The organism is Demequina subtropica, from assembly GCF_000971235.1.
GTDB lineage: Bacteria > Actinomycetota > Actinomycetes > Actinomycetales > Demequinaceae > Demequina > Demequina subtropica.
In genome coordinates this window covers 124616-149647 of sequence record NZ_BBMB01000002.1, presented here as the reverse complement: position 1 = coordinate 149647, position 25032 = coordinate 124616, and the positions used below count along the sequence as shown (strand labels likewise).

25 protein-coding genes are annotated in these 25032 nt (G+C 72.4%); 14 read left to right on the top strand and 11 right to left on the bottom strand.

The annotated features are described in order from the left end of the window. Nucleotides 1-151: 151 nt before the first annotated feature. Nucleotides 152-1402: a DNA recombination protein RmuC gene (locus AOM06_RS01990; RefSeq protein WP_062301921.1), complete on the top strand. Its 1251-nt coding sequence runs from the start codon at nt 152-154 to the stop codon at nt 1400-1402. A gap of 12 nt (nt 1403-1414) precedes the next feature. On the opposite strand, the gene AOM06_RS01985 is transcribed toward AOM06_RS01990, so the two are convergent. Further along, the gene (locus AOM06_RS01985) at nt 1415-2398 is read right to left on the bottom strand and encodes a 4-hydroxy-3-methylbut-2-enyl diphosphate reductase (protein ID WP_062301918.1); all 984 of its coding nucleotides are present in this window, start codon (nt 2396-2398) and stop codon (nt 1415-1417) included. Between the two features lie 31 nt (nt 2399-2429). Between AOM06_RS01985 and xseA the strand changes: the two genes are divergently transcribed. Then, nucleotides 2430-3665, top strand: a complete 1236-nt coding sequence (gene xseA / locus AOM06_RS01980; RefSeq protein ID WP_228372816.1) for an exodeoxyribonuclease VII large subunit — start codon at nt 2430-2432, stop codon at nt 3663-3665. Nucleotides 3666-3680: 15 nt separating this feature from the next. On the opposite strand, the gene AOM06_RS01975 is transcribed toward xseA, so the two are convergent. Continuing rightward, on the bottom strand, nt 3681-4268 hold the full coding sequence (locus tag AOM06_RS01975) for a hypothetical protein (protein ID WP_062301913.1): 588 nt from the start codon (nt 4266-4268) through the stop codon (nt 3681-3683). Nucleotides 4269-4389: 121 nt separating this feature from the next. Here AOM06_RS01975 and AOM06_RS01970 point away from each other — a divergent pair, with 121 nt between their 5' ends. From AOM06_RS01970 to AOM06_RS01955, 4 genes are all read left to right on the top strand, one after another. Next, nucleotides 4390-4674 carry an exodeoxyribonuclease VII small subunit gene (locus AOM06_RS01970; RefSeq protein ID WP_062302242.1) on the top strand — a complete coding sequence of 95 codons (285 nt, stop codon included), beginning with the start codon at nt 4390-4392 and terminating at the stop codon, nt 4672-4674. Next, nucleotides 4671-5588, top strand: a complete 918-nt coding sequence (locus AOM06_RS01965) for a carbohydrate kinase family protein (RefSeq protein WP_062301910.1) — start codon at nt 4671-4673, stop codon at nt 5586-5588. Before AOM06_RS01970 ends, AOM06_RS01965 begins: the two co-directional genes overlap by 4 nt. Nucleotides 5589-5618: 30 nt before the next feature. Beyond that, nucleotides 5619-7007 carry a class II fumarate hydratase gene (locus tag AOM06_RS01960; RefSeq protein WP_062301908.1) on the top strand — a complete coding sequence of 463 codons (1389 nt, stop codon included), beginning with the start codon at nt 5619-5621 and terminating at the stop codon, nt 7005-7007. A 130-nt stretch (nt 7008-7137) separates the two neighbouring features. After that, nucleotides 7138-8451, top strand: a complete 1314-nt coding sequence (locus tag AOM06_RS01955; RefSeq protein ID WP_062301905.1) for an NAD(P)/FAD-dependent oxidoreductase — start codon at nt 7138-7140, stop codon at nt 8449-8451. Nucleotides 8452-8652: 201 nt separating this feature from the next. On the opposite strand, the gene AOM06_RS01950 is transcribed toward AOM06_RS01955, so the two are convergent. The 5 genes from AOM06_RS01950 to hemE form a co-directional block, all read right to left on the bottom strand. Continuing rightward, a complete protein-coding gene (locus AOM06_RS01950; protein ID WP_062301903.1) occupies nt 8653-9132 on the bottom strand; it encodes a hypothetical protein in 480 nt (159 codons plus the stop codon). 241 nt (nt 9133-9373) lie between these two features. Next, a complete protein-coding gene (locus tag AOM06_RS01945) occupies nt 9374-10543 on the bottom strand; it encodes a ferrochelatase (protein WP_062301901.1) in 1170 nt (389 codons plus the stop codon). Beyond that, nucleotides 10540-11214, bottom strand: a complete 675-nt coding sequence (gene hemQ / locus AOM06_RS01940) for a hydrogen peroxide-dependent heme synthase (RefSeq protein ID WP_174447459.1) — start codon at nt 11212-11214, stop codon at nt 10540-10542. The genes AOM06_RS01945 and hemQ overlap by 4 nt, the downstream gene beginning before the upstream one ends. 47 nt (nt 11215-11261) lie before the next feature. After that, a complete protein-coding gene (locus tag AOM06_RS01935) occupies nt 11262-12542 on the bottom strand; it encodes a protoporphyrinogen/coproporphyrinogen oxidase (protein ID WP_062301897.1) in 1281 nt (426 codons plus the stop codon). After that, nucleotides 12535-13620, bottom strand: a complete 1086-nt coding sequence (gene hemE, locus AOM06_RS01930) for a uroporphyrinogen decarboxylase (RefSeq protein WP_062301896.1) — start codon at nt 13618-13620, stop codon at nt 12535-12537. The genes AOM06_RS01935 and hemE overlap by 8 nt, the downstream gene beginning before the upstream one ends. A 45-nt stretch (nt 13621-13665) precedes the next feature. Between hemE and AOM06_RS01925 the strand changes: the two genes are divergently transcribed. The 5 genes from AOM06_RS01925 to AOM06_RS01905 all read left to right on the top strand — a co-directional run bounded on the left by AOM06_RS01925 (nt 13666) and on the right by AOM06_RS01905 (nt 19110). Then, on the top strand, nt 13666-14970 hold the full coding sequence (locus tag AOM06_RS01925; protein WP_062301895.1) for a glutamyl-tRNA reductase: 1305 nt from the start codon (nt 13666-13668) through the stop codon (nt 14968-14970). Between the two features lie 123 nt (nt 14971-15093). Next, nucleotides 15094-16089 (top strand): FecCD family ABC transporter permease, encoded by a 996-nt coding sequence (locus tag AOM06_RS01920; protein WP_062301892.1) that lies wholly within the window; start codon nt 15094-15096, stop codon nt 16087-16089. Further along, entirely contained in the window at nt 16086-17117 is a 1032-nt protein-coding gene (locus AOM06_RS01915) for a FecCD family ABC transporter permease (RefSeq protein ID WP_062301890.1), read from the top strand. Before AOM06_RS01920 ends, AOM06_RS01915 begins: the two co-directional genes overlap by 4 nt. Further along, nucleotides 17114-17908, top strand: coding sequence for an ABC transporter ATP-binding protein (locus AOM06_RS01910; protein WP_062301887.1), 795 nt, complete (start codon nt 17114-17116; stop codon nt 17906-17908). Before AOM06_RS01915 ends, AOM06_RS01910 begins: the two co-directional genes overlap by 4 nt. 89 nt (nt 17909-17997) lie before the next feature. Next, a complete protein-coding gene (locus AOM06_RS01905) occupies nt 17998-19110 on the top strand; it encodes an ABC transporter substrate-binding protein (protein WP_062301885.1) in 1113 nt (370 codons plus the stop codon). A gap of 304 nt (nt 19111-19414) precedes the next feature. Here AOM06_RS01905 and phoH2 read toward each other — a convergent pair whose 3' ends face one another. Together phoH2 and AOM06_RS01895 are read right to left on the bottom strand one after the other, a co-directional pair. Beyond that, the gene (phoH2, locus tag AOM06_RS01900; protein WP_062302239.1) at nt 19415-20773 is read right to left on the bottom strand and encodes an RNA 5'-3' helicase PhoH2; all 1359 of its coding nucleotides are present in this window, start codon (nt 20771-20773) and stop codon (nt 19415-19417) included. 358 nt (nt 20774-21131) lie between these two features. Continuing rightward, a complete protein-coding gene (locus AOM06_RS01895; RefSeq protein ID WP_062301882.1) occupies nt 21132-21896 on the bottom strand; it encodes an isoprenyl transferase in 765 nt (254 codons plus the stop codon). Nucleotides 21897-21971: 75 nt separating this feature from the next. On the opposite strand from AOM06_RS01895, the gene trhA reads away from it, so the two are divergent. Further along, nucleotides 21972-22628, top strand: coding sequence for a PAQR family membrane homeostasis protein TrhA (trhA, locus tag AOM06_RS01890; protein ID WP_062301879.1), 657 nt, complete (start codon nt 21972-21974; stop codon nt 22626-22628). On the opposite strand, the gene AOM06_RS14895 is transcribed toward trhA, so the two are convergent. Continuing rightward, nucleotides 22563-22859: a hypothetical protein gene (locus AOM06_RS14895; RefSeq protein ID WP_169747707.1), complete on the bottom strand. Its 297-nt coding sequence runs from the start codon at nt 22857-22859 to the stop codon at nt 22563-22565. The genes trhA and AOM06_RS14895 overlap by 66 nt on opposite strands. Between AOM06_RS14895 and AOM06_RS01880 the strand changes: the two genes are divergently transcribed. Continuing rightward, the gene (locus AOM06_RS01880; RefSeq protein ID WP_062301874.1) at nt 22852-23241 is read left to right on the top strand and encodes a DUF4307 domain-containing protein; all 390 of its coding nucleotides are present in this window, start codon (nt 22852-22854) and stop codon (nt 23239-23241) included. The two genes, AOM06_RS14895 and AOM06_RS01880, sit on opposite strands and share 8 nt — an antisense overlap. An 87-nt stretch (nt 23242-23328) precedes the next feature. Further along, complete coding sequence (gene greA / locus AOM06_RS01875) at nt 23329-23811, top strand: transcription elongation factor GreA (RefSeq protein ID WP_062301871.1); 483 nt, start codon at nt 23329-23331, stop codon at nt 23809-23811. 57 nt (nt 23812-23868) lie between these two features. On the opposite strand, the gene rlmC is transcribed toward greA, so the two are convergent. Beyond that, nucleotides 23869-25026, bottom strand: coding sequence for a 23S rRNA (uracil(747)-C(5))-methyltransferase RlmC (gene rlmC / locus AOM06_RS01870; RefSeq protein ID WP_062301869.1), 1158 nt, complete (start codon nt 25024-25026; stop codon nt 23869-23871). Between the last annotated feature and the right edge of the window lie 6 nt (nt 25027-25032).

Genomic DNA, 25032 nt, shown 5'->3' with positions numbered 1-25032 from the left:
TCTCCGGCTGAATTGCCCCCCTTTCGTGACCAAACAGTAACCACCCGTCTCATGATGCGAGACTGATGTGGTGTCCATCACATGACATTCGGGATGATTCGGTCAAGGCGTCTCAGTACTCGATGTCAGTGCCCCCTGCGATGCTTGCGCCATGACCGAGATCCTCATCGCAGTCCTGTCCCTCGCCGTCGGCGTCGCGCTGGGAGCCGCGCTCATGGTCGCCCGGGGCGCCGGCATCCGCGCCGAGTTGGCGGAGGCTCGCGCGAGCCTGCGCGCCGCGGAGGCGCGCGAGGCGAGGGCCGCCGCCGACCAGGAGTCCCTCCGCGACCAGTTCCGCGCGCTGGCGGCCGATGCCGCCCGCACCCTCGCGGAGACGCAGGAGCGCCGGCTCGCAGCCGAGCGCACCGCGCAGAGCGCCGAGGCGCAGCGGCGCGAGGAGACGATGCGCCGGCTGGTCGACCCGATGGCGCGGGCGCTGGACGAGGTCCGCCGCTCCACGGGCGAGGCGGACAAGGCGCGGCTCGCGTCCGAGGCGCGTCTCACGGAGCAGGTGCGCGCGCTCATGGACGCCTCCGACAAGGTCGGCCGGGAGACCGCGGGGCTCAGGACCGCGCTGCGGAGGCCTGAGGTGCGCGGCCGCTGGGGAGAGCTCCACCTGCGGCGCGTGGTCGAGGTGGCCGGGCTCGTGCACCACGTCGACTTCGTGGAGCAGGCCACCGACACGGACGAGGACGGGCGGAGGCTGCGTCCCGACATGCTCGTCCACCTCGCGGGCGGGCGCACCGTGGTCGTCGACGCCAAGACCCCGTTCGACGCGATCCTCGACCTCGACGACGAGTCGGTCGACAGGGACGCGACGCTCGACCGCCACGTCGACGCGGTCCGCAAGCGGGTCCAGGAGCTCAGGGGCAAGGCGTACACCAGCCAGGTCGACTCGCGGCTCGAGTTCGTCGTCCTCTTCATGCCCGCGGAGTCGTTCCTGCAGCTCGCGCTGGAGCGTGAGCCCCGCCTGCAGGAGTGGGCGTGGGAGCAGGGCGTGGTGATCGCGACACCGACCACCCTCGTCGCGCTGCTGCGCACCATCGCGCACGCGTGGCGCGAGACGGCGCTGGCGGAGAACGCCCAGCAGGTGCTCACCACGGGGCGCGAGCTGTACGACCGCCTCACCACCATGGGCGGGCACCTCGCGAGGCTCGGCAAGCAGCTCGACTCCGCGAGCAAGGCCTACAACGACACCATCGGCGCCTTCGAGCGCCGCGTGCTGCCGTCCGCCCGCCGCATGGGGACGCTCCAGCAGCTCGACGGCGAGTTCGCGGCGTCCCCGATCGACACCGAGGTGCGCGAGCTCACCGCGGCCGACGTCCCGCTCGAGGAGCAGGGAGAGCTGCTCGACCGTCGATGACCCCGAGGAGGCTCACGCGCGGACGGCGCGCTCGGCCTCCTTGGCCTTGAGGTCGGCGCGAATCTCGCGCGGCAGGGAGAACATGAGGTCCTCCGTGGCGGTCCGGACCTCCTCGACCGTCTCGTAGCCGCGGCCTGCCAGGTCCGCGAGCACGTCGCGCACGAGGATCTCCGGAACCGACGCGCCGGAGGTCACTCCCACGGTCGTGACCCCGTCGAACCACTCGTCGCGGATCTCGGTCGCGCGGTCGACGCGGTACGAGGTCCGCGCACCCGACTGGAGGGCCACCTCGACCAGGCGGACGGAGTTCGACGAGTTCGCGGAGCCCACCACGACCACCAGGTCGCACTCGGGCGCGAGCTTCTTGACCGCCACCTGGCGGTTCTGGGTGGCGTAGCAGATGTCGTCGCTCGGCGGGTCCTGGAGCGCGGGGAAGCGCTCGCGCAGGCGTCGCACGGTCTCCATCGTCTCGTCCACGGACAGGGTGGTCTGGGACAGCCACACCACGTTCTCGGGGTCCGGGACCTCGAGTCCGTCCACATCGTCGGGCGAGTTGACCACGATCGTGTGCTCGGGCGCCTCGCCCGCGGTCCCCTCGACCTCCTCGTGACCGGTGTGGCCGATGAGCAGGATGGTCCGCTCGTCGCGCGCGAAGCGGATGGCCTCCTTGTGCACCTTGGTCACCAGGGGGCACGTCGCGTCGATCGTCAGGAGGTTGCGCGCATCGGCCGCCTCGCGCACCGCGGGCGAGACCCCGTGCGCGGAGAACACCACGCGGGCGCCCTCCGGGACGTCGTCCGTCTCGTCGACGAAGATCGCGCCCCGCTCCGAGAGCGTCTCGACCACATACTTGTTGTGGACGATCTCCTTGCGCACATAGATAGGTGCGCCGTGCAGCTCGAGCGCCTTCTCGACCGCGATGACCGCGCGGTCCACGCCCGCGCAGTAGCCTCGCGGCGCAGCCAGCAGGACGCGCTTGGTGGGGGTGTCAGGCATGCGCTCCATCCTACGTGGCAGGCTGAGGCCCGTGACCGAGAGCCCCGCGCCCCACACCCTGCCCGCGACGGCCGGCGAGACGTCGGCCGAGCGGCCCTGGCCCGTCCGCCACCTCTCCCCCAAGATCGGCGACTTCATCTCCCGCCTGCCCGCCGTGTGGGTCGAGGGGCAGGTGCTCAACGTCAAGCGCTGGCGTCACCTCGTGTTCCTCACGCTGCGCGACACCGACGAGAACATGTCGATCAGCGCGACGCTGCTGGCGCGCGAGGCCGAGGCGCTCGGCATCGACCTGGTGGACGGCACCCGGGTGGTCATCCACGCCAAGCCCGAGTGGTGGACGCGCTCCGGCTCCCTCCAGCTCGCGGGGCGCGAGGTGCGGCAGGTGGGGCTCGGCGACCTGCTCGCGCGGCTCGAGGCTCTCAAGGAGGCCCTCGCCCGTGAGGGCCTGTTCGACCTCGACAGGAAGGTCCCGCTGCCGTTCATCCCGCGCAGGGTCGGCCTCGTATGCGCGACCCAGGGCGACGCGGAGCACGACGTGGTCGAGAACGCGACCCGGCGGTGGCCCGGCGTCCGCTTCGAGATCCGCCGCGTGACCGTCCAGGGACCCCGCGCGGTCCCCGAGACCACCACGGCGATCCGCGAGCTCGACGCGGTCCCGGACATCGACGTCATCGTGGTGGCGCGCGGCGGAGGCTCGTTCGAGGACCTGCTGCCGTTCAGCGACGAGGCGCTCGTGCGCGCCGCCGCCGCCTGCGTGACGCCCCTCGTGAGCGCGATCGGGCACGAGAAGGACTCGCCGCTGCTCGACCTGGTCGCCGACTACCGCGCGTCGACCCCCACCGACGCCGGCAAGCGCATCGTGCCCGACGCCGCCGCGGAGGCCCAGGGCCTCGCCCGCGCACGGCGGACGATGGCCGCGGCCGTCGAGCGGTACGTGGCGCGCGAGATGCTCGGCCTGCGCACGATGCGCTCGCGTCCCGTCCTGGCGCGCCCGGAGGCGATGCTCGCGCCCTACGCCGAGGCGGTGGCGAGGGGCCGCGAGCGATCGACCCGCGCGATGACGGGCGTGCTCGACCGCGCCGGCGCGCGCACGCGGGAGCTCACCGCGTCGCTGCGCGCGCTCAGCCCGCTGAGCACGCTCGAGCGCGGCTTCGCCGTGGTGCGCACGCCCGAGGGCGCCGTGATCCGCGACGCCGCCGAGGTGAGCGCGGGCGACGCGCTGCGCATCCGCGTCGCACGCGGCGAGATCGAGGCCACCGCGCGCTGACGCGCGGGACCCCTGTCAGCGCTTGTTGTTGCCGAGCAGGATGTCCAGCGCGTCGGCGCGCGACGAGTTGTTGTGCGGCGCGGTGGTCTCGGTGCGGCTCGGCGCCTGGACCGTGGGCGGGAACGCCGGGACCTGCGGCGCGGCCGCGGCGGCGGCGGGCTGCGCCGCGGGCGCCGGAGCGGCGGACTCGGGAGCCTTCCACGTGCCGGCCTTCACCGCGGCGCTGCGGGCGCGCGCGGCCTTGGCGTACTCCTTGTGGAGCTGGCGGCCCAGCTTCGCGATGAGCGACTCCGGCACGGCAGGGTTGTCGATGAGCGCGTAGATGACGTCGACGTTCTTGTCCTTCGCGAGATCCTCGCGGACCTCGAGCGGGATCGACTCGCGACGGTTGCGCGCGAGGCCGATGCGGACGTCCGGCGCGGAGTCCTCGGCGAGCTTCAGCAGCGTCATGAGGGGCGTGCCCGCGTGCGCGGCGACGGCGGCACGGACCTTGACCTCGGGCGAGCGGGCGAGCGAGGCGAGTTCGCCATCGGTGACCCCGTCGGGGATCGCCTTGAGCGCGCTCTGTCGGGCCGTCTGCTGTGCGTTGCTGTCGCTGAACATGTCCACCTCATCGTGTTGTTCCGGGAACGTACCCCATGAGAGGGCCGTATGTCCCGGGTATGACGACGTTCTCGGCACTATTCGCGAAGTTCTTGAGAGCGCGCCCGGTAGCGTGGTCGGCATGAGTGACGCCGCCGCACCTTCCGAGCGCCCTGTCGAGTCGCTGTCGTACGAGGAGGCGAGGGACGAGCTCATCGCGATCGTCGCGCGCCTCGAGGGCGGCAGCGCGACCCTTGAGGACTCGCTTGGCCTGTGGGAGCGGGGCGAGGCGCTCGCCACGCGCTGCCAGGCGCTGCTCGACGGCGCCTATGCCCGCATCGCCGAGGCGGGGGACGACGGCGAGGCCGCCGACGCCGGGATCGTCGGCATCGTGCCCACCGAGGAGGACGAGGAGCCGGGTCGATGAGCGATCACGTCCTCGTGATCGGGGAGGCGCTGGTCGACGTGGTCGTCCGCCCGGACGGGACCGCGACCCACCCGGGCGGCTCCCCGGCGAACGTCGCCCTGGGCCTCGCGAAGCTGGGCAGGGACGCCGACCTCCTCACCCACCTCGGGCTCGACCCGCACGGCGTGCTCGTCGCCGACCACCTCCAGGATGCGGGCGTCCGCCTGACCCCCGGATCCGCGGGCCCGGGCGCGACCTCGGTCGCGACGGCCACCATCGGTGCCGACGGCTCCGCCACGTACGACTTCGCGATCGACTGGCACCTCTCCCCCGGAGTCCGGATGCGCAACGCGCCGCTCGCGGTCCACACCGGCTCGATCGCCGCCGTGCTCGAGCCCGGCGCGAGCGACGTGCTCACCGTGGTGCGGGCGCTGCGCCACGGCGCGACGGTCACGTACGACCCGAACGCACGCCCGACCCTCATGGGAGAGCCCGCCGCCGCACGCGCCGCGACCGAGAGGTTCGTGAGGATCGCCGACGTGGTCAAGGCCTCGGACGAGGACCTCGAGTGGCTCACGGCCGGCGGCGACGTGGACGATGCGGCGCGGGCCTGGGCGGGCATGGGCCCCGCCCTCGTCGTGGTCACCCGGGGCGCGGAGGGCGCCAGCGCGTTCCTCCACGACGGCCGCGAGATCCACGCGCCCGGCGTCGCCGTGGACGTCGCGGACACCGTCGGCGCGGGCGACTCGTTCATGTCCGGGCTGATCGACGGCCTGTGGACCGCGGGACTCCTCGGCGGCGCGCGGCGCGCCGCGCTGCGAGAGGTCGACGACGCGACCGTGACCGCCATCCTCGAGCGGTGCGTGCGCATCGGCGCGCTCACCTGCTCGCGCCCCGGAGCGAACCCTCCGACCGCGGCGGAGCTCGGGACATAGGTCCTCGGCACCCGTGCCACACTGGGCGCCATGACAACGGAGTTCCGCATCGAGCACGACACCATGGGCGAGGTCCGGGTCCCCGCCGACGCCCTCTACCGCGCGCAGACCCAGCGCGCCGTCGAGAACTTCCCCCTCTCGGGGATCACCCTCGAGCGCCGCCATATCGAGGCGCTCGCGCGTGTGAAGAAGGCCGCCGCCCGCGCCAACGCGGAGCTCGGGGTGCTCGATCAGGACATCGCCGATGCGATCGTCGCCGCGGCCGATGCCGTCGCCTCCGGCGTCCATGACGCGCACTTCCCCGTCGACGTCTTCCAGACCGGCTCCGGCACGTCCTCCAACATGAACACCAACGAGGTCATCGCGACTCTTGCGACCCGCACGCTCGGTCGCGACGTCCACCCGAACGACCACGTCAACGCGTCGCAGTCCTCGAATGACGTGTTCCCCACCTCCGTGCACGTCGCCGCGACCGCCTCGCTCGTGGGCGACCTCATCCCCGCGCTCGAGCACCTGGCCACGTCCCTCGAGGCGAAGTCCGAGGAGTTCGCAGACGTCTACAAGTCCGGCCGCACGCACCTCATGGACGCGACGCCCGTGACGCTGGGCCAGGAGTTCTCGGGCTACGCCGCCGCGATCCGCTACGGCGTCGAGCGCCTGCTGGTCGCGCTCCCCCGCGTCGCGGAGGTGCCGCTGGGCGGCACGGCCGTCGGCACCGGCATCAACACGCCCGAGGGCTTCCCGCAGCGCGTGATCGCGCTGCTGGCCGAGGACACCGGGCTGCCGATCACCGAGGCACGCAACCACTTCGAGGCGCAGTCCGCGCGCGACGGCCTGGTCGAGGTCTCGGGCGCGCTGCGCACCATCGCGGTCTCGCTCACCAAGATCTGCAACGACCTGCGATGGATGGGCTCCGGCCCGAACACCGGCCTGGGCGAGATCCAGCTGCCCGACCTCCAGCCCGGCTCGTCGATCATGCCCGGGAAGGTCAACCCCGTGGTCCCCGAAGCCGTGCTGATGGTCTGCGCCCGCGTGATCGGGAACGATGCGACGGTCGCGTGGGCCGGCGCGTCGGGCGCTTTCGAGCTCAACGTGCAGATCCCGGTGATGGCGCTGGGCACGCTCGAGTCGACCCGCCTGCTCGCGAACGCGAGCCGCGTGCTCGCCGATCGCACGGTGGACGGCATCGTCGCCAACGTCGACAAGGCGCGCCGCCTCGCGGAGGCCAGCCCGAGCATCGTCACCCCGCTCAACCGGGTCATCGGCTACGAGAACGCGGCGAAGATCGCCAAGCACTCGGTCAAGGCCGGCCTGACGGTGCGCGAGGCCACGATCGACCTCGGCTTCGTCGAGCGCGGCGAGATCACGGAGAAGCAGCTCGACGAGCTGCTCGACGTCACCACGATGGTCGGTCGCTGACAGCGAGCACGCGGGTGCGAGCGGCCGTGCGCGTCACGTAGAATCCTCGCGTTCTGATCGCACGGCCGCGGGACGGCCGATGCGGGAACAGCGCACGGACGCCCGTGGTTCCCTCCCTGGAGGTGTCACCATGTCACGCACTCGCGTCCTCATCCTGGGCGGAGGCTACGTCGGCCTCTACACCGCCCTCACCCTGATGCGGAAGGCGTCCGACCGAGTCGACGTCACCGTCCTCGACCGGCGCCCGTACATGACCTACGCGCCCTTCCTGCCCGAGGTGGGCGCGGGCTCGATCGAGCCCCGTCACGCCGTGGTCCCGCTGCGCCGCGAGCTCGACGGCGCGCGGATCCTCCAGGGCAAGGTCGAGGGCATCGACCACGGGTCGCGCCGCGTCACCGCGACCACCGACCTGGGCGAGGTCATGGAGATCGACTACGACGAGATCGTGATCGCGCTCGGCGCCGTGTCGCGCACCCTGCCCATCCCCGGCCTGGCCGAGTTCGGCATCGGCTTCAAGTACGTCGAGGAGGCCATCAGCCTGCGCAACCGCGTGCTCGGCCGCATCGCACGCGCCGCGACCACGGACGACGAGGAGCTGCGTCGCAAGCTCCTCACCTTCGTGTTCGTGGGCGGCGGCTTCGCGGGCGTCGAGGCCTTCGCGGAGACCGAGGACATGGCCAAGGCCGCACTGCGGTACTACCCGGAGCTCTCGCGCGACGACCTCAACTTCGTCATGGTCGAGGCGATGAACCGGATCCTGCCCGAGATGGGCCCCGAGATGGGCGACTACACCGTCGAGGAGCTCGAGCGCCGCGGCATGCGCGTGCTGCTCGAGACCCGGCTTGAGAGCTGCATCGACGGGCACATCGTCCTGTCGAACGGCGAGTCCTTCGAGGCCGACACCCTGGTGTGGACCGCGGGCGTGAAGCCCTCCCCCGTGCTCGCCACCTCGGACCTGCCGCTCGGGCCGCGCGGCCACGTCAACACCGCGGCGACCCTCCAGGTCATCGACGAGTCCGGCGAGCCGATCGGCGGCGCGTGGGCCGCCGGCGACTGCGCGCAGGTCCCCAACCTGGTCGAGGACGAGGGCGACTGGTGCGCCCCGTCCGCGCAGCACGCGGTCCGCCAGGCGAAGCACCTCGGCGCGAACATCGCGCGGTCGCTCAAGGGCGAGGCGCTCACCCAGTACAAGCACAAGCACCTCGGCGTCGTGGCGTCGCTCGGCCTCAACAAGGGCGTCGCGACCACCATGGGGTTCAAGCTGCGCGGCTGGCCGGCCTGGTTCATGCACCGCACGTACCACCTCATGGCGATCCCCACCTTCAACCGCAAGGCGCGTGTGGCGATCGACTGGGCGACGGCCGTGTTCTTCCGCCGCGACCTGGTCTCGATGGGCCGCATCCACGAGCCGCGCCGCGCCTTCGAGGAGGCCGCGCGCTCCTGACCCGCCCCCTCTCCTGACAGCCACAACGGAGTTCGGCGCGACACGCCGGGTCGACGGGGACGATGCGCCGGTTCCGCCGGCGTGTCGCCTCGAGATCCGTTGGAGGTGTCGGGGTGGGCAAGCATGACGAAGGGCCCCGGGGATCACCCCGGGGCCCTTCGCGTGCCCTCTCCGACCGTCCCAAGTGCCGGGAGGACGTCCCTACGCCGCCGACACGTCGCGGCACAGCTCCTCGACCAGGCACGCGGCCTGCGCGTCGCGCGCGGCCTCCTCGAGCGCGGGCTCGTCGAGCTCCGCCGAGAGCACCTGGACCACGCTTACGTCCAGCAGCAGGTCCTCGCGCACCACCGCGTGCGCCTGCTCGGGCCAGTCGCCGCGCTCGCGCAGGCAGGCCGCGGTCTCCTGTGCGCTGAGGCGGGTCGCGAAGTAGTGCATGCCGCCGCACGAGAGCATCCCGCCCGCGTAGCTCGCGCCCACGAAGTCGACGGACTCGACGTGCGGCTCGTAGCCCTCGACCCACGCGGCCATGAGCCGGCGGAAGCCGTCGACGCACATCGCTCCCGCGGGGTGCTCGCCGATCACCACTGCGTTGCCGTGCGTGGTGGCCAGCCGCATCTGCGAGAGCGGCGCGGCACCGGCGATCGCGGCGACATCGGTGAGGGCCTCGCGGGTCATCGTCATGGCGGCTCCAGGGGCGTCCGGCGCGGCGGGCGCCGCGGTCTGCGCCCACTGTAGAGGCCAGGAGGCGATTAAGGCAACACCATCGTTGCGTTATCCGAGCCGCCGCCGCTGCTGCGGCTCCGCCACACACCGCGGCGCCGAACGGCGCGGCCGCGACCGGGTCGCTCGCGACACGCCGACGACACGCCGAGGCGTGTGTGGCGCAGCCGTCGATCGGTGTGGCGGAGCCGCCGGGCGGCGGTCAGGCGTTGGCGATCGTGTCCTTCTTGAGGCGGCTCGCGCAGCAGTCCGTGGGGCACACGTCCTGCCACGGCCCGAGGTCGGTAAGCGCCTCGCGGGAGCGCGGCGTGCCGCCGGGCGCGACGTGCCGCTCCTCGACGAGGTCGACGAGACCCGACACGAAGACGGGGTCCACACCCACGGTCGGCACGCGCACGGGCACGATGCCGCGGCCCTGGCAGGTCTCGACCGCCTCGTTGTCGAGGTCCCACACGACCTCCATGTGGTCCGAGACGAAGCCGATGGGCGAGATCACGAGCCCCTTCACGGCCGGGTCCAGCGCCTCGATCGCGTCGTTGATGTCGGGCTCGAGCCACGGGATCTCGGGGGAGCCCGAGCGCGACTGGAACACGAGGCTCCACGGCATGCCGGGGAACTCGTCCGCCAGGCGGTCCATGATGAGCGAGGCGACCGCGCGCTGCTGCGCGACGTACCAGCCGCCGCCGGCGTACCACTCCTCGCCGCCGCCGGTCGGGACGTCCTCGCCGGACGGGAGCGCCTCGCGCGGTCCGGAGACGTCCGCGGCCGCCGTCGGGATCGAGTGCGTCGCGAACATCACGTGGGCGCCCTCGAGGAGGCCCTGCTCGCGCAGCGACGCGAGCCCGGAGCGGACGGCCTCGACGTTGGGGTTCACGAACCCGGGGTGGTCGAAGTACTGGCGCACCTTGTCGAGCTCGAGCTCGCCCGCGAGACCGGTCTCCGCGAGCGCCTCCGCGAGGTCCTCGCGGTACGCGCGGCAGCCCGAGTAGCTCGAGAACGCGGTGGTGACCAGCACGAGCACCTTGCGGTGGCCGTCTGCGTGGATCTCCTTGAGCGCGTCTCCCAGGTAGGGCGCCCAGAAGCGGTTGCCCCAGTAGATCGGAAGCCCGAGCCCGCGTGCGGCGATCTCGGCCTCGAGCGCGGCCTTGAGGTCGCGGTTCTGCTGGTTGATGGGGCTGATGCCGCCGAAGTGCCGGTAGTGGTGCGAGACCTCCTCGAGGCGCTCGTCCGGGATGCCGCGGCCGCGCGTGACGTTGCGCAGGTACGGGATCACGTCCTCCTGGCCCTCGGGGCCGCCGAAGCCCGCGAGGAGGATCGCGTCGTAGGTGGTCGCGTCGAGGATGCGGGACGATGCGGCGAGCGGCTCGGTCATGAGGCGAGCACCTCCACGGCCTCCGCGGTGGTGACGCGGCGACCGGTATAGAACGGCAGCTCCTCGCGCACGTGGCGACGGGCCTCGGTGTAGCGCAGCTCGCGCATCATGTCGACGAGGTCGGTGACCTCGTCCGCCTCCATGGGCAGGAGCCACTCGTAGTCCCCCAGCGCGAACGCGGCGACGGTGTTGGCGACCACTCCCTTGAACGCGGCTCCCTTCATGCCGTGGTCGCGCAGCATCGCGGAGCGCTCCTCCTCGGGCAGGAGGTACCACTCGTAGGACCGCACGAACGGGTAGACGGTCAGCCAGTTGCGAGGGTGCTCGCCCCGCAGGAAGCCGGGCACGTGACGCTTGTTGAACTCGGCGTCGCGGTGGACGCCCGCGGCGGACCACGTGAGGGTCGTCTCCGCGAGCAGCTCGGTCGCACGGAGCTCGCGCAGCGCGAGCTGCAGGTCCTCGAGGCGGGGTCCGTGCAGCCACAGCATCACGGTGCCGTCGGCGCGGAGGCCCGACACGTCGTAGATGCCGCGGAGGACCACCTCCTGGTCGGCCATGTCGGCCACGGCGGCGTCGAAGTGCTCCACCACCTCGGCCAGGTCCTCGTCGGGGGCGTCGAGCATCCCATCGAGGACAGCGAACAGGGTGAATCCGTCGTGAGTCTCGGTCATGCGCACCATCTTCCGATGGATTCGTGCCCGTGGGAAATCGCTAGGACCTAGGTCCTGGGGCTCTCCGCACCCACGATCGACGCCAGTCCGGACAGCCCCGCGGCCGCCCCGACCAGCTCGAGGCCGGGCAGCGGACGACGGTCGGCCACCGCGGCGGGCGACGCGTCGGGCCACTCGACCAGGGCGGACTCGAGGACCCGGTCCGGAGCAAGGTCGACGCCCAGCAGGCGGTTCGCGTCGGCGAGCGCGCAGCCCAGCAGGTCCTCGGCGGGGTCGGCGACGGAATACGACAGCCGCACGATGTGCCGGCCGTCCGCACGCCGGCGCAGCCATCGCCACTTCGCGGTCGCGTGCGTGAGCGCCTTCGCGCGCGTCACCCCGCCGAGCGCCAGCACCCCGGTGCCGCGTGGCGCCGAGTCGAGCTCGGGCGCGCGCAGCACGAGCGTCGCGAGCGCGACCGTGCGCCCGTCGGGAGGCTCGGGCAGCTCGGGCACGAGGCGCTGCGCCTCGGGCTGCGGAACGGCGAGCACGAGGGTGTCGGCGACGAGCGTGCCACCGCCGGCCCGCACGTGCCATGCCCCGTCGCGACGCTGCGCCGACTCCGCCGCCGTGCCGACGACGAGCCGCACGCCCGCCTCACGTGCGGAGTCCGCGAGCGCCGCGGTGATCCTCCAGATGCCGCCCTCGAGCCCGAGCACCGCGGAACCCGCCGGGGCGAGGCGCCGCCGCCGCTCTGCGAGCGCGATCAGGCTGCCGGCGTCGCGCAGCTGCTGCGGCAGCGTAGGGTCGATCGCCGCGAGCGGGAGCTCGTCGAGGGGCCGCGAGTACACGCCCTGAAGGACCGGCGCGACCAGGAGGTCCGCGACGCGCTCGCCCAGCCGCGAGCGCACCAGGGACCCGACCGTCGCATCGTCCGCGACCTCGCCGAGCGGGCGCGAGCGCTCGAGCGCCGCCTCGGCGGCGGCGCCCCAGCCGATGATGCGCCGCACCTCGTGATGCAGCGGGCGCGTGGGGATCCCGAGCCAGCCCGTGGTGGGCAGCGGGTAGGCGCGGTCGGGCGTCACCACCCAGGCGGGTGCGCGCGTGGGTGCCACGAGCGATCCGCCGAGCCCGAGCTCGCGCACGAGCGCCTCCACGGCGGGCGTCCGGGTCGCGAACGACTCCGCGCCCGCGTCGAGCGTGAGCCCCGCGATCCGCACGGGGCTCACACGGCCGCCCCAGCCGGGACCGGACTCGAGCACCGTGACCACCGCGCCGCGGCGCGCGTGCCGACGCGCGGCGAGCAGACCCGCGATGCCCCCGCCGACGACGAGGACGCGTTCAGCCACGCGCGTGGACCAGGTCGACGATGCGGTGGAGCACGTCGGGGTCCGTCTCCGGGGGCACGCCGTGGCCCAGGTTGACCACGTGGCTCGGCGCCTCGGCGCCGCGAGCGAGCACGTCGAGCACATGGGTCTCGAGGACGTCGGCGGGCGCGGTCAGGCGTGCGGGGTCGATGTTGCCCTGGAGCGGGAAGGCGCCGCGGAGGATCCGGTTCGCCTCGTCGAGCGGCAGCCGGTAGTCGACGCCCATGGCGGTCGCGCCGGCATCGGCCATGGGGCGCAGCAGGTGCGAGCCGTGCGCCGCGAAGTGGATCCGCGGCACCGGGAGGTCCGCGACCGCAGCGAGCGCGGAGGCCGAGCCTGACTGGCAGTGCGCGACGTAGTCCGCGGGCGCAAGGGAGCCCGCCCACGAGTCGAAGAGCTGCACCGCGGACGCGCCAGCAAGCACCTGCGCGCGCAGGAACAGCCCCGCGGCCCTCGACGTCCACGCGGTGAGGGCGTCCCAGACGTCCGGCGCCGCGATCATGAGGCGACGAGCGCCCAGGTGGTCCCGCGACGGGCGACCCTCGACCATGTAGGCGGCCAGGGTGAAGGGCGCGCCCGCGAAGCCGATGAGCGGCGTCCCGCCGAGCTGGTCGACCGTGAGGCGCACGGCCTCGCGGATCGCGTCGAGCCCCGCGTCGAACGTGCCGCGGTCGCCCTCCTCGCCCAGGTCGGGCAGCGCCTCGATGTCCTCCATGCTGCGGATCGGGCGCGCGAACACGGGACCGACCCCGGGGGCGATCTCGACGCCCACGCCCGCCACCTTCATCGGCACCACGATGTCGGAGAAGAAGATGCCGGCGTCGACGCCGTAGCGGCGCACGGGCTGCAGCGTGATCTCCGCGGCGAGCGCCGGGTCGAGGCACGACTCGAGCATCGTGGTCCCCTGGCGCACCTCGAGGTACTCGGGCAACGAGCGGCCGGCCTGGCGCATGTACCACACGGGACGATGCGCGGGGGTGTCGCCACGCAGCGCGGCCAGCAGGGGCGCGTCGGCGACGGCGCCGGAGGTGAGCGGGTGGGCGGCGGGCAGGACGGACATGAACTCGATTCTGCCCTGTCGTGGTCCCGTGTCAGAATTGAGGCCGTGTCCTTCCTGTCCCTTGTCGCGTCGCACCGCAACCGCGAGCTCGCCGTGCTCGAGCAGCTGCAGGTGGGCGCCGACACCCTCGCCTCGGAGCTGATCGACGCTCACGGGGCGGTCGTCGGCGCGGTGGTGCTCCCGACGTGCAACCGCTTCGAGGTCTACGTCGAGACGGACGACACCGAGGCCGCGCGCGCCGCCGTGGTCGACGCGATCTCGCGCGCGAGCGCGCTGGACCGCGAGACCGTCGAGCAGGCGCTCGTCCCCTACGAGGACGACGACGCGATCCAGCACCTCCTATCCGTGACCTCCGGCCTCGAGTCGATGGTCGTGGGCGAGCGCGAGATCAGCGGTCAGGTGCGTCGCGCGCACATCGAGGCGCAGAAGCGCCAGCAGATCACCCCTCGGCTCGACCGCCTGTTCCAGTCGGCCCTGCGGACGTCGCGCGTGGTCGCCGCCTCGACCGGGCTCGGAACGTCCGGGCGCTCCGTCGTGTCCGTCGCGCTCGACCTCGCCGACGCGACCGTCGACTGGGATGGCGCGCGCGTGCTGATGATCGGCACCGGCGCCCTCGCGGAGACCGCGGTCGGGACGCTCCACGGCCGCGGCGCACGCGTCGACGGCGTCTTCTCCCCCTCGGGGCGCGCGCAGGAGTTCGCCCTGCGCCACCGCATCGACGCGGTCGACCTCGACGGGCTCGAGCTCGCGATCCGCGAGGCCGACGTGGTGTTCGCGTGCTCCGGCGGCGAGTCGGTGGTGGTCACCCCCGCGCTCGTCGCCTCGGCTCGGCACGGCCTCGACGCCCCGCTGACGCTGATCGACCTCGCCCTCCACCGCGACATCGCTCCCGGCGTCGGCGAGCTCCGCGGCGTGACCGTCATCGGTCTCGACGACGTGGGCGCCTCCGCCCCGGGAGAGTCCGTGGGGGCCATCGACGCGGCCCGGTCGATCGTCGCGCACGCCGTCGCGCGGTTCGGCGACGGCGAGACCGCGCGGTCGCTCGACCCCGCCGTGGTCGCGCTGCGCGAGCACGTGTTCGGCCTGCTCGAGCGCGAGGTCGCCCGCATCCGCCCCGGCGCCGGCGCTGCGCAGGAGGCGATCGACCGCGCCGACGAGACCGAGGCCGCGCTGCGCCGCTTCGCGAAGACGCTTCTGCACACGCCCACGGTGCGCGCGCGCGAGCACGCCCAGGCGGGCGAGGCCACGCAGTACCTCGAGGCCATCCGCGCGCTCTACGGCATCGACGTCGCGGTCCCGGACGACGCCTGCCCGGTCTCGGAGATCGACTCCGAGGCCCCTCAGGGCTGATCGCCGCCTCCCGCAGGCTTCATTTACGGAACGAGGGCGTTCCGAAATAGCCCCGGGATGCGCTAGGTTAGGTGGGCCTTACCCGCGCACACGCCTGCGCACCACCCGAGCCTGAGGAGCCCGATGCGCACGCGCGCCCTGATCGCGATCGCCGCAGCCGCGGTGCTCGTCGTCGCGATCGCGCTGTCGCTCGCGATCGGCGCGCGGGCGATCGACCTGGGCACGGTGTGGCAGGCGCTCACCGACCTCGATCCGAACGACCCGGAGCAGCTCATCGTGAGCGACCTTCGCGTGTCGCGGACCGTGATCGGCATCCTCGCGGGCGCGGCGCTCGGCGTCGCGGGCGCGCTCATGCAGGCGCTCACGCGGAACCCGTTCGCCGATCCCGGCCTGCTCGGCATCAACGCGGGCGCCTCGCTCGCGGTGGTGATCGCGCTGAGCACGGGCGTGGCGACCGGCTTCGCGGCACAGGTGCCCGTCGCGTTCGTGGGCGCGGGCGTGGCCGCGGTCATCGTCTACTCGATCGGCGCTCGTGGCGCCGCCGCGGGCGCCCCCGTCCGCCTGGCGCTCGCCGGCGTCGCCTTCACCGCGCTCGTGTCCTCCGTGACGTACGCGATCCTGCTGCTCAACGACCAGACCATGGAGCAGTACCGGCTCTGGGTCGCGGGTTCGCTCACCGGACGCCAGGACTACGACGTGACCGCCCTCGCGTGGATCGTGGTCGTCGCGATCGCCGCGGGCCTGCTCGCGTCGCGTCAGCTCCAGGCGATCGCGCTCGGCGAGGACGCGGCCCGCGCGCTCGGGGTGCGCATCGGCGCCATCCGCACGGTGATCATCGTCATCGTGACCCTGCTCGCGGGAGCGGCGACCGCCGCCGCGGGCCCCATCGTCTTCGTCGGCCTCGCGGTGCCGCACCTCGCCCGCGCGCTCGTCGGCGCCTCGCTGCCGTGGCTGCTCGTGGTGAGCGCGCTCGGCGGCGCGGCGCTCGTGCTCGTGTGCGACGTCATCGGCCGCGTGGTCGCGCCTCCGGGCGAGATCGGGGTCGGCATCAGCACCGCGTTCATCGGTGGCCTCATCTTCGCGCTCATGGCGCGGCGCATGAAGGTGGTGGAGCTGTGAGGATTCTCCGCATCGGGCCGCTCGGCATCTCGACTCATCGGCGGACGTTCGCCGTGGGCCTGGTCATGCTCGTCGCGCTCGGCGCGCTCATGGTGTTCGCGCTCTCGCACGGGCAGTCGAGCATCACGGTCCTCGAGTCGCTCAAGGCGGCCGTCGGGATTCCCGTCGGCGCGCCCGCCGACTTCATCGTCGGACAGGTCCGGGCGCCGCGCGCGCTGACCGCCGTGCTGGTCGGGGCCATGCTCGGGCTGTCCGGCGCGATCCTGCAGTCGCTCACGCGCAACCCGCTCGCCTCCCCCGACTTCATCGGCATCTCGGCGGGCGCCGGCACGGGCGCCGTCCTCACGCTCTGGCTCATCGGCGCGGGCTCGCTGTGGGTGACCGCTGCCGGAGCGGCCGCGGGCGCGCTCGCCACCGCGGGACTGATCCTGCTGCTCTCGTGGCGCCACGGCATCGTCCCGCTGCGCATGATCCTCGCGGGCATCGGCATGGGCTTCGTCGCCAACGCGGCCACGCAGTACGCGCTCACCCGGATGGACATGCACGAGGCCGGCAACGCGCTGGGATGGCTCGTGGGCTCCGTCACGGGCCGCACGTGGACGCACGTGAGCGTGGCCGCAATCTGCCTCGCCGTGCTGCTCCCCGTGGTCCTGTGGAACGCGCGGTCGCTGCGCACCATGGAGATGGGTGACGACACGGCCCGCGCGCTGGGCATCGCGGTCGGGCCTGCGCGCATGGTGCTCGCCTTGTGCTCCGTGCTGCTCGCCGCCGCCTCGGTCGCGATCACCGGCCCCATCGGCTTCATCGCCCTGGTCGCCCCCGCGATCGCGCTCCGGCTCACACGCAACGCGGGCGTCACGCTGATCCCGTCGGCGCTCATAGGCGCGCTGCTGCTGCTCGCGGCCGATCAGGTCGCCCAGCTCATGCCCACCACCGTCCAGCTTCCCGTCGGCGTCTTCACCGCCGCCGTGGGCGCCCCGTACCTGCTGTGGCTCGTGTGGCGCGCATCCCGAGGAGGTCCCGCATGACCAGGCTCCAGACCCGGAAGGCCGTGATCGGCTACGGCGGCACGCCGATCGTCCACGGCGTGGACGTCGAGGTGCCCGACGGCAGGATCACCGCGATCGTGGGCCCCAACGGCTGCGGCAAGTCGACGCTGCTGCGCGCGCTCGTGCGCCTCCTCCCCACCTCGCAGGGCAACGTGCTGCTCGACGGCGAGGACATCCACCGGATCCCCACGCGCGAGGTCGCGCGGCGCGTGGGACTCCTCCCGCAGTCGCCGATCGCCCCCGCGGGGATCACGGTCAAGGAGCTGGTCGCCCGGGGCCGCACCCCGCACCAGAAGGTGCTGCGCCCGTGGAGCGCCACGGATGAGATGGCGGTGACCTCGGCGCTGCACTCGACGCAGCTCACGAGCATCCAGGACGCCGTGGTCGACGAGCTGTCCGGTGGTCAGCGCCAGCGCGCGTGGATCGCCATGACCCTCGCGCAGGACACGCCGCTCATGCTCCTCGACGAGCCGACCACCTACCTCGACATCGCGCACCAGTACGACGTCATGGACCTGCTCCACCACCTCAACACGCGCCAGGAGCGCACCATCGTCATGGTGGTCCACGACCTCCAGCAGGCCGCGCGCTACGCGCATCACGTCATCGCGATGCGCGACGGCGTGGTGGCGGCCGCCGGCACGCCGCGCGAGGTCTTCACCGAGGAGCTCATCCGCGAGGTGTTCGCGCTCGAGGCACGCGTCCTCGAGGACCCCGTCACCGGCACGCCCTTGGTGGTGCCCGCGCACGGACCAGGCGGCGCGCGATGAGCCGGGCGCCGCACCCCCGATCGTCCCAACCGGTCGCGCACCCCGCGTCGACCACCCGACCCGACACTGATCCCCACGAAAGGACCAGCATGTTCACCACCTCCACCCAGCGCCGCGCCGGCGCCATCGGCATGGCGGCCGCCGCGGCCCTCGCGCTCGCCGCGTGCTCGCCCTCCGAGACTGCGGAGGAGCCCACCGCGGGCGCCTCGGCCGAGCCCACCGCGGCCGAGCCCACCGCCGCGGAGACGGCAGCGTTCCCCGTCACGCTCGACACCGTCATGGGCGAGGTCACCGTCGAGGCCGAGCCGCAGCGCGTCGTGACGCTCGGCTCGCACGAGCACGAGTACCTCTACGCGCTCGGCGTCGCGCCCGTCGCGGTGCCCGAGTCGTGGCAGGGCTACGCCAACGGCACCGGCCCGTGGGCCGAGGACGACCGCCTCGCCGCGGGCGCGGAGCCCGAGCTGTTCGTGCCCGGCTCGACCGTCTACGACGCCGAGCTCATCGCCTCGTTCGAGCCGGACCTCATCGTCGCGACGTACCCGAACCACACCATGACGCAGGAGGAGTACGACCTCCTCTCGGGCATCGCCCCCGTCGTGACCCGTCCCGCCACCGACGCGGACGGCAACGAGACCGCCGAGTGGAACGTCTCGCTCGCGGACGAGCTCACGCTCCTGGCCGAGGCGACCGGCACCACCGACGAGGCCGAGGCGATCATCGCCGAGATCGACGCGGCCTTCGCCGAGGTGCGCGACGCGCACCCCGAGTGGGCGGGCATGACCTCGCAGGTGGGCGGCTTCTACGAGGGCCAGGCCTTCGTCTACAGCGCGAACGACACCCGCAACCAGTTCCTCGCGAACGTGGGCCTCGACGTCGCGTCGATCGAGGGCACCGACGAGGCGTGGATGCAGATCAGCGCCGAGCAGCTCGACGTCCTGGGCGACCTCGACTCGATCGTGTGGCAGGTCGCGACCACGCCCGAGGCGCGCGACTCGCTCCAGTCCCTGCCGCTGTTCGACTCGCTGAACATCTCTGCGGTGGGCGGCAGCATCTGGCTGTCCGACCCGGTCCTCGAGGGCGCGTTCTTCGCGAACTCCCCCTCGTCGGTCTTCTACTCGATCGAGGCGTTCGTGCCGATGCTCGAGGCCGCGCTCGACGGCGACCCCGCCACCGAGGTCGTGGAGTTCTCCTCGGAGGGCTGATCCGACACGCCGACCGAGCCCCCGTCGCCCTCGTGGCGGCGGGGGCTCCGTCATCCCCTCCGCCTGTGCCCCCGCCCTGGTGCCGGTCGGGACACTCACCACTCCTGAATCCGTGAGGGCCCCGTCTCGCGGGACATTGACCTCCGGCGATCGCAACGGCGCGGAGGTGAATGTCCCGCGAGACGGCACCCGACGAGATCGAGGAGTGGTGAGTGTCCCGACCCAGGTGGTGGCGGGGCCCACGTGGACGGCGGACGATGCTCACGCATCGTCCGCCGTCCACGTTCGGGGCGCGGGGGCCGGGTCAGAGGTCGAGCCGCTCCAGCATGTCGGTCACCAGCGCCGCCACCGCGGAGCGCTCGGAGCGCTCGAGCGTGACGTGCGCGAAGAGCGGGTGGCCCTTGAGCGCCTCGATCACCGCCGCGATGCCGTCGTGGCGGCCCACACGCAGGTTGTCGCGCTGCGCGACGTCGTGGGTGAGGACCACGCGCGAGTCCTGGCCGATGCGGCTGAGCATGGTGAGGAGGACGTTGCGCTCGAGCGACTGGGCCTCATCCACGATCACGAAGGCGTCGTGAAGGCTGCGGCCGCGGATGTGCGTGAGCGGGAGCACCTCGAGCATCCCGCGCGCCATCACCTCCTCGACCACCTCGGAGCTCACCATCGCGCCGAGCGTGTCGAAGACCGCCTGCGCCCACGGGTTCATCTTCTCGCCCGCGTCGCCCGGCAGGTAGCCGAGGTCCTGGCCTCCGACCGCGTACAGCGGGCGGAACACCATGATCTTCTTGTGGAGGCGGCGCTCCATCACCGCCTCGAGGCCCGCGCACAGCGCGAGGGCGCTCTTGCCGGTGCCCGCGCGACCGCCCATGGACACGATGCCGATCGACTCGTCGAGCAGGAGGTCGATCGCGATCCGCTGCTCGGCGCTGCGGCCGTGGATCCCGAACACCTCCTGGTCGCCGCGCACCAGGCGCACCGAGCCGTCCTCGGTGACGCGGCCGAGCGCGCTGCCGCGGGCCCCGTGGATGACCAGGCCCGTGTGCACCGGGAGGTCCGCGAGGTTCTCACCGGACAGCGCCGGGTCGGGTGCGGGAAGCGACTCGTGCTCCCACAGCGACGACATCTGCTCGTCGCTGATCTGGATCTCACGCATGCCGGTCCAGCCGGACTCGACCGCGAGCTCCGCGCGGTACTCCTCCGCCTCGATGCCCAGGGCCGAGGCCTTGACGCGCATCGGCAGGTCCTTGGAGACGACCACCACGGACTCGCCCTCGGCGGCCAGGTTGGCCGCGACCGCGAGGATCCGCGTGTCGTTGTCGCCCAGGCGGAAGCCCGAGGGCAGCACCTCCTGGTCCGTGTGGTTGAGCTCGACGCGCAGGGTGCCGCCGACCTCGTTCACCGCGACCGGCTCGTCGAGCTTGCCGTGAAGGACGCGGAGGTCGTCGAGCATGCGCAGGGCGGATCGCGCGAAGTAGCCGAGCTCCGGGTGGTGCCGTTTCGCCTCGAGCTCCGTGATGACGACCACGGGCAGGACCACCGCGTGCTCGGCGAAGCGCTTCATCGCGCGCGGATCCGAGAGCAGGACCGAGGTGTCGAGGACGAACGTGCGCACGTCCGTGGACTCGGCGTTCTCGATCGCGGTGGCGGGGACGGAGCGAGGCATGGTGGTCAACAGGGCTCCCAGCGGTCTGGCCGCAGGGCGCCGATCGCCCTACGGCGTTCGGTTACGTCGACATCGGTCCGATGTGACGGCGTTGTGCTACCACGGTCCCGACGCTACGCCCGTTCCCCTGCCTCGCGGGAGACACGCCGCGGAAAGTTCACATAGATGTAACTCTCGTCCCGCGCTCGGGCGTGTCCGGTTCGCCACCCCGCAGGGACGGACCAGCGACGATGCCCGCCACCGCCCCGCCACACGGTTGCGCCGCCTCTCGACGCCGCGGGCGGCGTGTCGCGCGCGACACGCCGCGACACGGGGCGAGGCGCACCCCGTGCGTGTGGCGGAGCCGCTGCTGCTGCGGCTACCGGCCGAGGCGACGCTCGCGCTGGGAGAAGTCGCGCAACGCGCGCAGGAAGTCGATGCGCCGGAAGTCGGGCCAGTACGCCTCGCAGAAGTAGAACTCCGAGTGCGCGCTCTGCCACAGCAGGAACCCGCCCAGGCGCTGCTCGCCCGACGTGCGGATCACCAGCTCAGGGTCCGGCTGACCCTTCGTGTAGAGATGGTCGGCGATGTGCTCGACCGAGAAGCTCTCCGCCACCTCCTCGAGCGAGTGCCCGGCCTCGACGCCCGCCTTGAGGAAGCTGCGGACCGCCTCGGCGATCTCATGACGGCCGCCGTACCCGACCGCGACGTTGACGTGGAGCCCCTCGGCGCCGGCGGAGCGGTCCACCGCCGCCGCGATCCGCGCCGAGGTCGCCTCCGGCAGCAGCGACGCGTCGCCGACGTGGCGCAGGCGCCAGCGGCCGTCGTCGGCGAGCCGCTCGATCGCGGTGGCGATGATCTCGAGGAGCGGCGCGAGCTCCTTCGGGTCCCGCGCGAGGTTGTCCGTGGACAGCATCCACAGCGTCACCACCTCGACGCCCGCGTCCTGCGACCACTCGAGCACCTCGGTGATCTTGTCGGCGCCCCGTTGATGCCCGTGCGAGGCCGAGTTGCCGCTCTGCTTCGCCCAGCGACGGTTGCCGTCGAGGATGACCCCGATGTGCCGAGGCGACGATGCGGTCCGCTTGAGCTCGCGCGCGAGGCGCTTCTCATACGTCCCGTACAGGAGCGCGCTCAGGCCCATCGACATCCTTCTGACTTAGCGGCAACGGCTGCAACAACCGTACCCCGGCGCCATAACCTACGGTATCGTAGGTTCATGGTCGAGAATCTCCCCGTCCCTGGTAAGCCGCTCATGCGCGGGTGGCTTCACCTCGGCGCGGCGCCGCTCGCGCTCATCGCAGGGCTGGCCCTCACCGCCATCGCGCCCACGCTCGCCGGAAGGGTGTCCTTCGCGATCTTCACCCTGACCGCGGTGATGCTGTTCGGGACCTCGGCGGTGTACCACCGCGGCAACTGGTCGGACAGGACCCGCGCGGTGCTGCGCCGCATGGATCACGCGAACATCTTCCTCATCATCGCCGGCACGTACACGCCGCTGACGGTGCTGCTCCTCGAGCCGCCGACCAGCGTGTGGGTGCTGGGCGTCGTCTGGGGCGGCGCGCTGCTCGGCCTGCTGTTCCGCGTGCTGTGGCTCGGCGCGCCCCGGTGGATGTACGTCCCGATCTACATCGCGCTCGGCTGGGTCGCGATCGGCTTCATCAAGCCGTTCTACGAGGCCGGCGGGATGGCGGTGGTGGTCCTCATCATCGTCGGCGGGCTCTGCTACACCGTCGGCGCGATCATCTACGGCACCAAGTGGCCCCGTGGATCCCAGAAGTACTTCGGCTTCCACGAGATCTTCCACGCGCTAACGATCGCCGGCTTCGCCTGCCACTTCGTCGCCGCTTCCCTCGCTGCCTTCGCCGTCGCCTGACGGTCCGGCCTCCGGCGGGGCCGCCACAGCATCGTCCGCGCGCGCCTCGGCCTCCTCGCGCGCCTGCTGCACACGCATCTTGCGCAGGTGCTTGCTGAGCGAGCGCATGAGCAGGATGGTCGCGCCGACGAGCGCGAACGTGGCGACGAAGGCGAGGAAGCCCGGGCCGCCGGTGAAGTTGGAATCCATGTCCGCCTCTCTGACCGGACTATCCTGCCTCATCATGACCACCGCGGAACCCCACGAGCGCGACGGCGCCCTCCCCCAGCTCAGCCGACGGACGTGGGCGCTCGTCATCGGCGGCCTCGCCGTGCTCGTGGGCGCGACCGCGTGGTACGCCTTCGTCGCCTCGCACGAGGAGGTGCACTGGAAGGACGTGGGCTTCTCCGTGGTCTCCCCGACCGAGATCACCCTGACCTACGACGTCTACCTCTACGACGACGTCGACGTCGACTGCGCGCTGCGCGCCCTCAACCCGCGCTTCACGGAGATCGGCGTCACCACGCAGCGCATCGCTTTCGCCGACGGCCGCCAGCAGCGGCTCGAGGCCACCATCACCACCACCGAGGAGGCCACCACGGCGCAGGTCCAGTACTGCGTCCCCGTGGAGTGAGCCGTCCGGCACGACGCGGTGCCGGCTTGGGCGGGCTTGCACGGGCTTGGTAAGGTGGCGCACCTTGTCACATGAGGAGGTAGCACCGTGACCGAGACCACTGGAACCTGGCTGACCCAGGAGGCCTTCGACCGGCTCCAGGCCGAGTACGACCACCTGGTGAACGTCGGCCGCGTCGAGATCGCCAAGGAGATCGACGAGCGCCGCCAGGAGGGCGACCTCAAGGAGAACGGCGGCTACCACGCGGCCCGCGACGAGCAGGCCAAGATGGAGGCCCGCATCCAGGAGCTGCGCCGCAAGCTCGAGACCGCCCAGGTGGGCGAGGTCCAGTTCTCCGGCACCATCGCCGCGGGCACCGTGGTGACCGCCGAGGTCATGGGCCGCGAGATGAAGTTCCTGGTCGGCTCGCGCGAGATCGCCGAGGGCACCGACCTCGACGTCTTCAGCGCCGAGTCCCCGCTGGGCGCCGCGCTGCTCGGCCACGTCGCCGGCGATGAGACGTCCTACGTGGCGCCCAACGGCAAGGAGATCTCCGTCAAGGTGGTCGCCGCGGAGCCGTTCAACGGCTGACACCCTCGCACGCTTCGACGATGCCCTCGGGAAGGACCCCGGGGGCATCGTCGCGTCTCAGCCTCGCTGGAGCAGCACCACGGCCTCGTAGTGCGAGGTATGGGGGAACATGTCGAGCAGCCGCCCGCGCACGGGTCGCAGCGACGGCATCGCCGCCAGGTCCTTGGCGAGCGTGACCGCGTTGCAGCTCGAGTAGACCACGGTCCCGGCCCCGGACGCCTCAAGCCACCCCGCGAGCTCCGCCCCGATCCCCCGCCGCGGCGGGTTCACGATCACGACGTCGGGCACCAGCTCCTGCGCGAGCGCCCAGGCGGTCGCATCCGCGGCGACGAACACCGCATCGTCCGCGCCCTCGCGCCCGGCGCGCCCGAGCTCCTCGGCGCTGAGCCGCGCGCTCTCGATCGCCTGCTCGCTCACCTCGACGCCCACGACGGCCCGGCCGCCCGCCAGGCAGTGCAGCGCGAAGCCGCCCACGCCGCAGTAGAGGTCCCACACGGTGGTGGGCGCGGCATCGTCCACCCAGCCGGCCACCTGCGCGTAGAGCTCGCGCGCGATCGCTGTGTTGGTCTGGAAGAAGCTCTGCGGGCGCAGGTGGAGGACCACCTCGCCCATCTCCATCGCGAGCGACGCGCGCTCGGTGAGCACGATCTCCCGCTCCCCTTCGACCACGGCCTTGTGCTCGGGAAGGATGTTGGCGGTCACCACGGCGAGGCTCGGGAGCTCGTCGAGGAGCCACGGCAGGTGCTTCTGGATGCGGGTGAGCGCCTCGGTCGAGCGCAGCACCAGGCGGGCCATCAGCTCGCCGTTCGGCGCGAGGGTGACGATGACGTTCTTGAGCTCGCCGCGACGCGCCGGGACGTCGTAGGGCTCGAGCCGCGCCACCTGAACGAAGCGCGCGAGCACGGGGAACGATGCGGCCAGAGGCTCGGGATAGAGCGGGCACCCGCGCAGGTCGACGCCGTGGCCCGCATCGTCCAGGATGCCGATGGTCGGGGCGTCCATCGTGCCGCCCACCACCATCTTCGCCTTGGTGCGGAAGCCCTGCTCGGCGCTCATGAGCGGCGCCTCCCAGGCGATGCCGCCCGCGCGCTCGCCGATAGCCTCGCTCAGCAGCGCCTCGAGGTGCGCCTGCTTGTCCGCGACCTGGACGTCATGCGCCGTCTCGATGAGGGTGCACGAGCGGCACACCCCCGAGTCGTAGTAGGCGCAGCGCACCTCAGG

Bases quoted from the DNA above. Each gene is read 5' to 3' on its own strand.
- AOM06_RS01975 (WP_062301913.1), bottom strand. From the start codon at position 4,268: ATGTTCAGCGACAGCAACGCACAGCAGACGGCCCGACAGAGCGCGCTC.
- AOM06_RS01955 (WP_062301905.1), top strand. From the start codon at position 7,138: ATGTCACGCACTCGCGTCCTCATCCTGGGCGGAGGCTACGTCGGCCTC.
- AOM06_RS01950 (WP_062301903.1), bottom strand. From the start codon at position 9,132: ATGACGATGACCCGCGAGGCCCTCACCGATGTCGCCGCGATCGCCGGT.
- AOM06_RS01920 (WP_062301892.1), top strand. From the start codon at position 15,094: ATGCGCACGCGCGCCCTGATCGCGATCGCCGCAGCCGCGGTGCTCGTC.
- AOM06_RS01970 (WP_062302242.1), top strand. From the start codon at position 4,390: ATGAGTGACGCCGCCGCACCTTCCGAGCGCCCTGTCGAGTCGCTGTCG.
- AOM06_RS01965 (WP_062301910.1), top strand. From the start codon at position 4,671: ATGAGCGATCACGTCCTCGTGATCGGGGAGGCGCTGGTCGACGTGGTC.
- phoH2 (WP_062302239.1), bottom strand. From the start codon at position 20,773: ATGCCTCGCTCCGTCCCCGCCACCGCGATCGAGAACGCCGAGTCCACG.
- hemQ (WP_174447459.1), bottom strand. From the start codon at position 11,214: ATGACCGAGACTCACGACGGATTCACCCTGTTCGCTGTCCTCGATGGG.
- AOM06_RS01945 (WP_062301901.1), bottom strand. From the start codon at position 10,543: ATGACCGAGCCGCTCGCCGCATCGTCCCGCATCCTCGACGCGACCACC.
- AOM06_RS01910 (WP_062301887.1), top strand. From the start codon at position 17,114: ATGACCAGGCTCCAGACCCGGAAGGCCGTGATCGGCTACGGCGGCACG.
- AOM06_RS01895 (WP_062301882.1), bottom strand. From the start codon at position 21,896: ATGGGCCTGAGCGCGCTCCTGTACGGGACGTATGAGAAGCGCCTCGCG.
- AOM06_RS01985 (WP_062301918.1), bottom strand. From the start codon at position 2,398: ATGCCTGACACCCCCACCAAGCGCGTCCTGCTGGCTGCGCCGCGAGGC.
- AOM06_RS01990 (WP_062301921.1), top strand. From the start codon at position 152: ATGACCGAGATCCTCATCGCAGTCCTGTCCCTCGCCGTCGGCGTCGCG.
- AOM06_RS01880 (WP_062301874.1), top strand. From the start codon at position 22,852: ATGACCACCGCGGAACCCCACGAGCGCGACGGCGCCCTCCCCCAGCTC.
- AOM06_RS01905 (WP_062301885.1), top strand. From the start codon at position 17,998: ATGTTCACCACCTCCACCCAGCGCCGCGCCGGCGCCATCGGCATGGCG.
- trhA (WP_062301879.1), top strand. From the start codon at position 21,972: ATGGTCGAGAATCTCCCCGTCCCTGGTAAGCCGCTCATGCGCGGGTGG.
- AOM06_RS01960 (WP_062301908.1), top strand. From the start codon at position 5,619: ATGACAACGGAGTTCCGCATCGAGCACGACACCATGGGCGAGGTCCGG.
- hemE (WP_062301896.1), bottom strand. From the start codon at position 13,620: ATGTCCGTCCTGCCCGCCGCCCACCCGCTCACCTCCGGCGCCGTCGCC.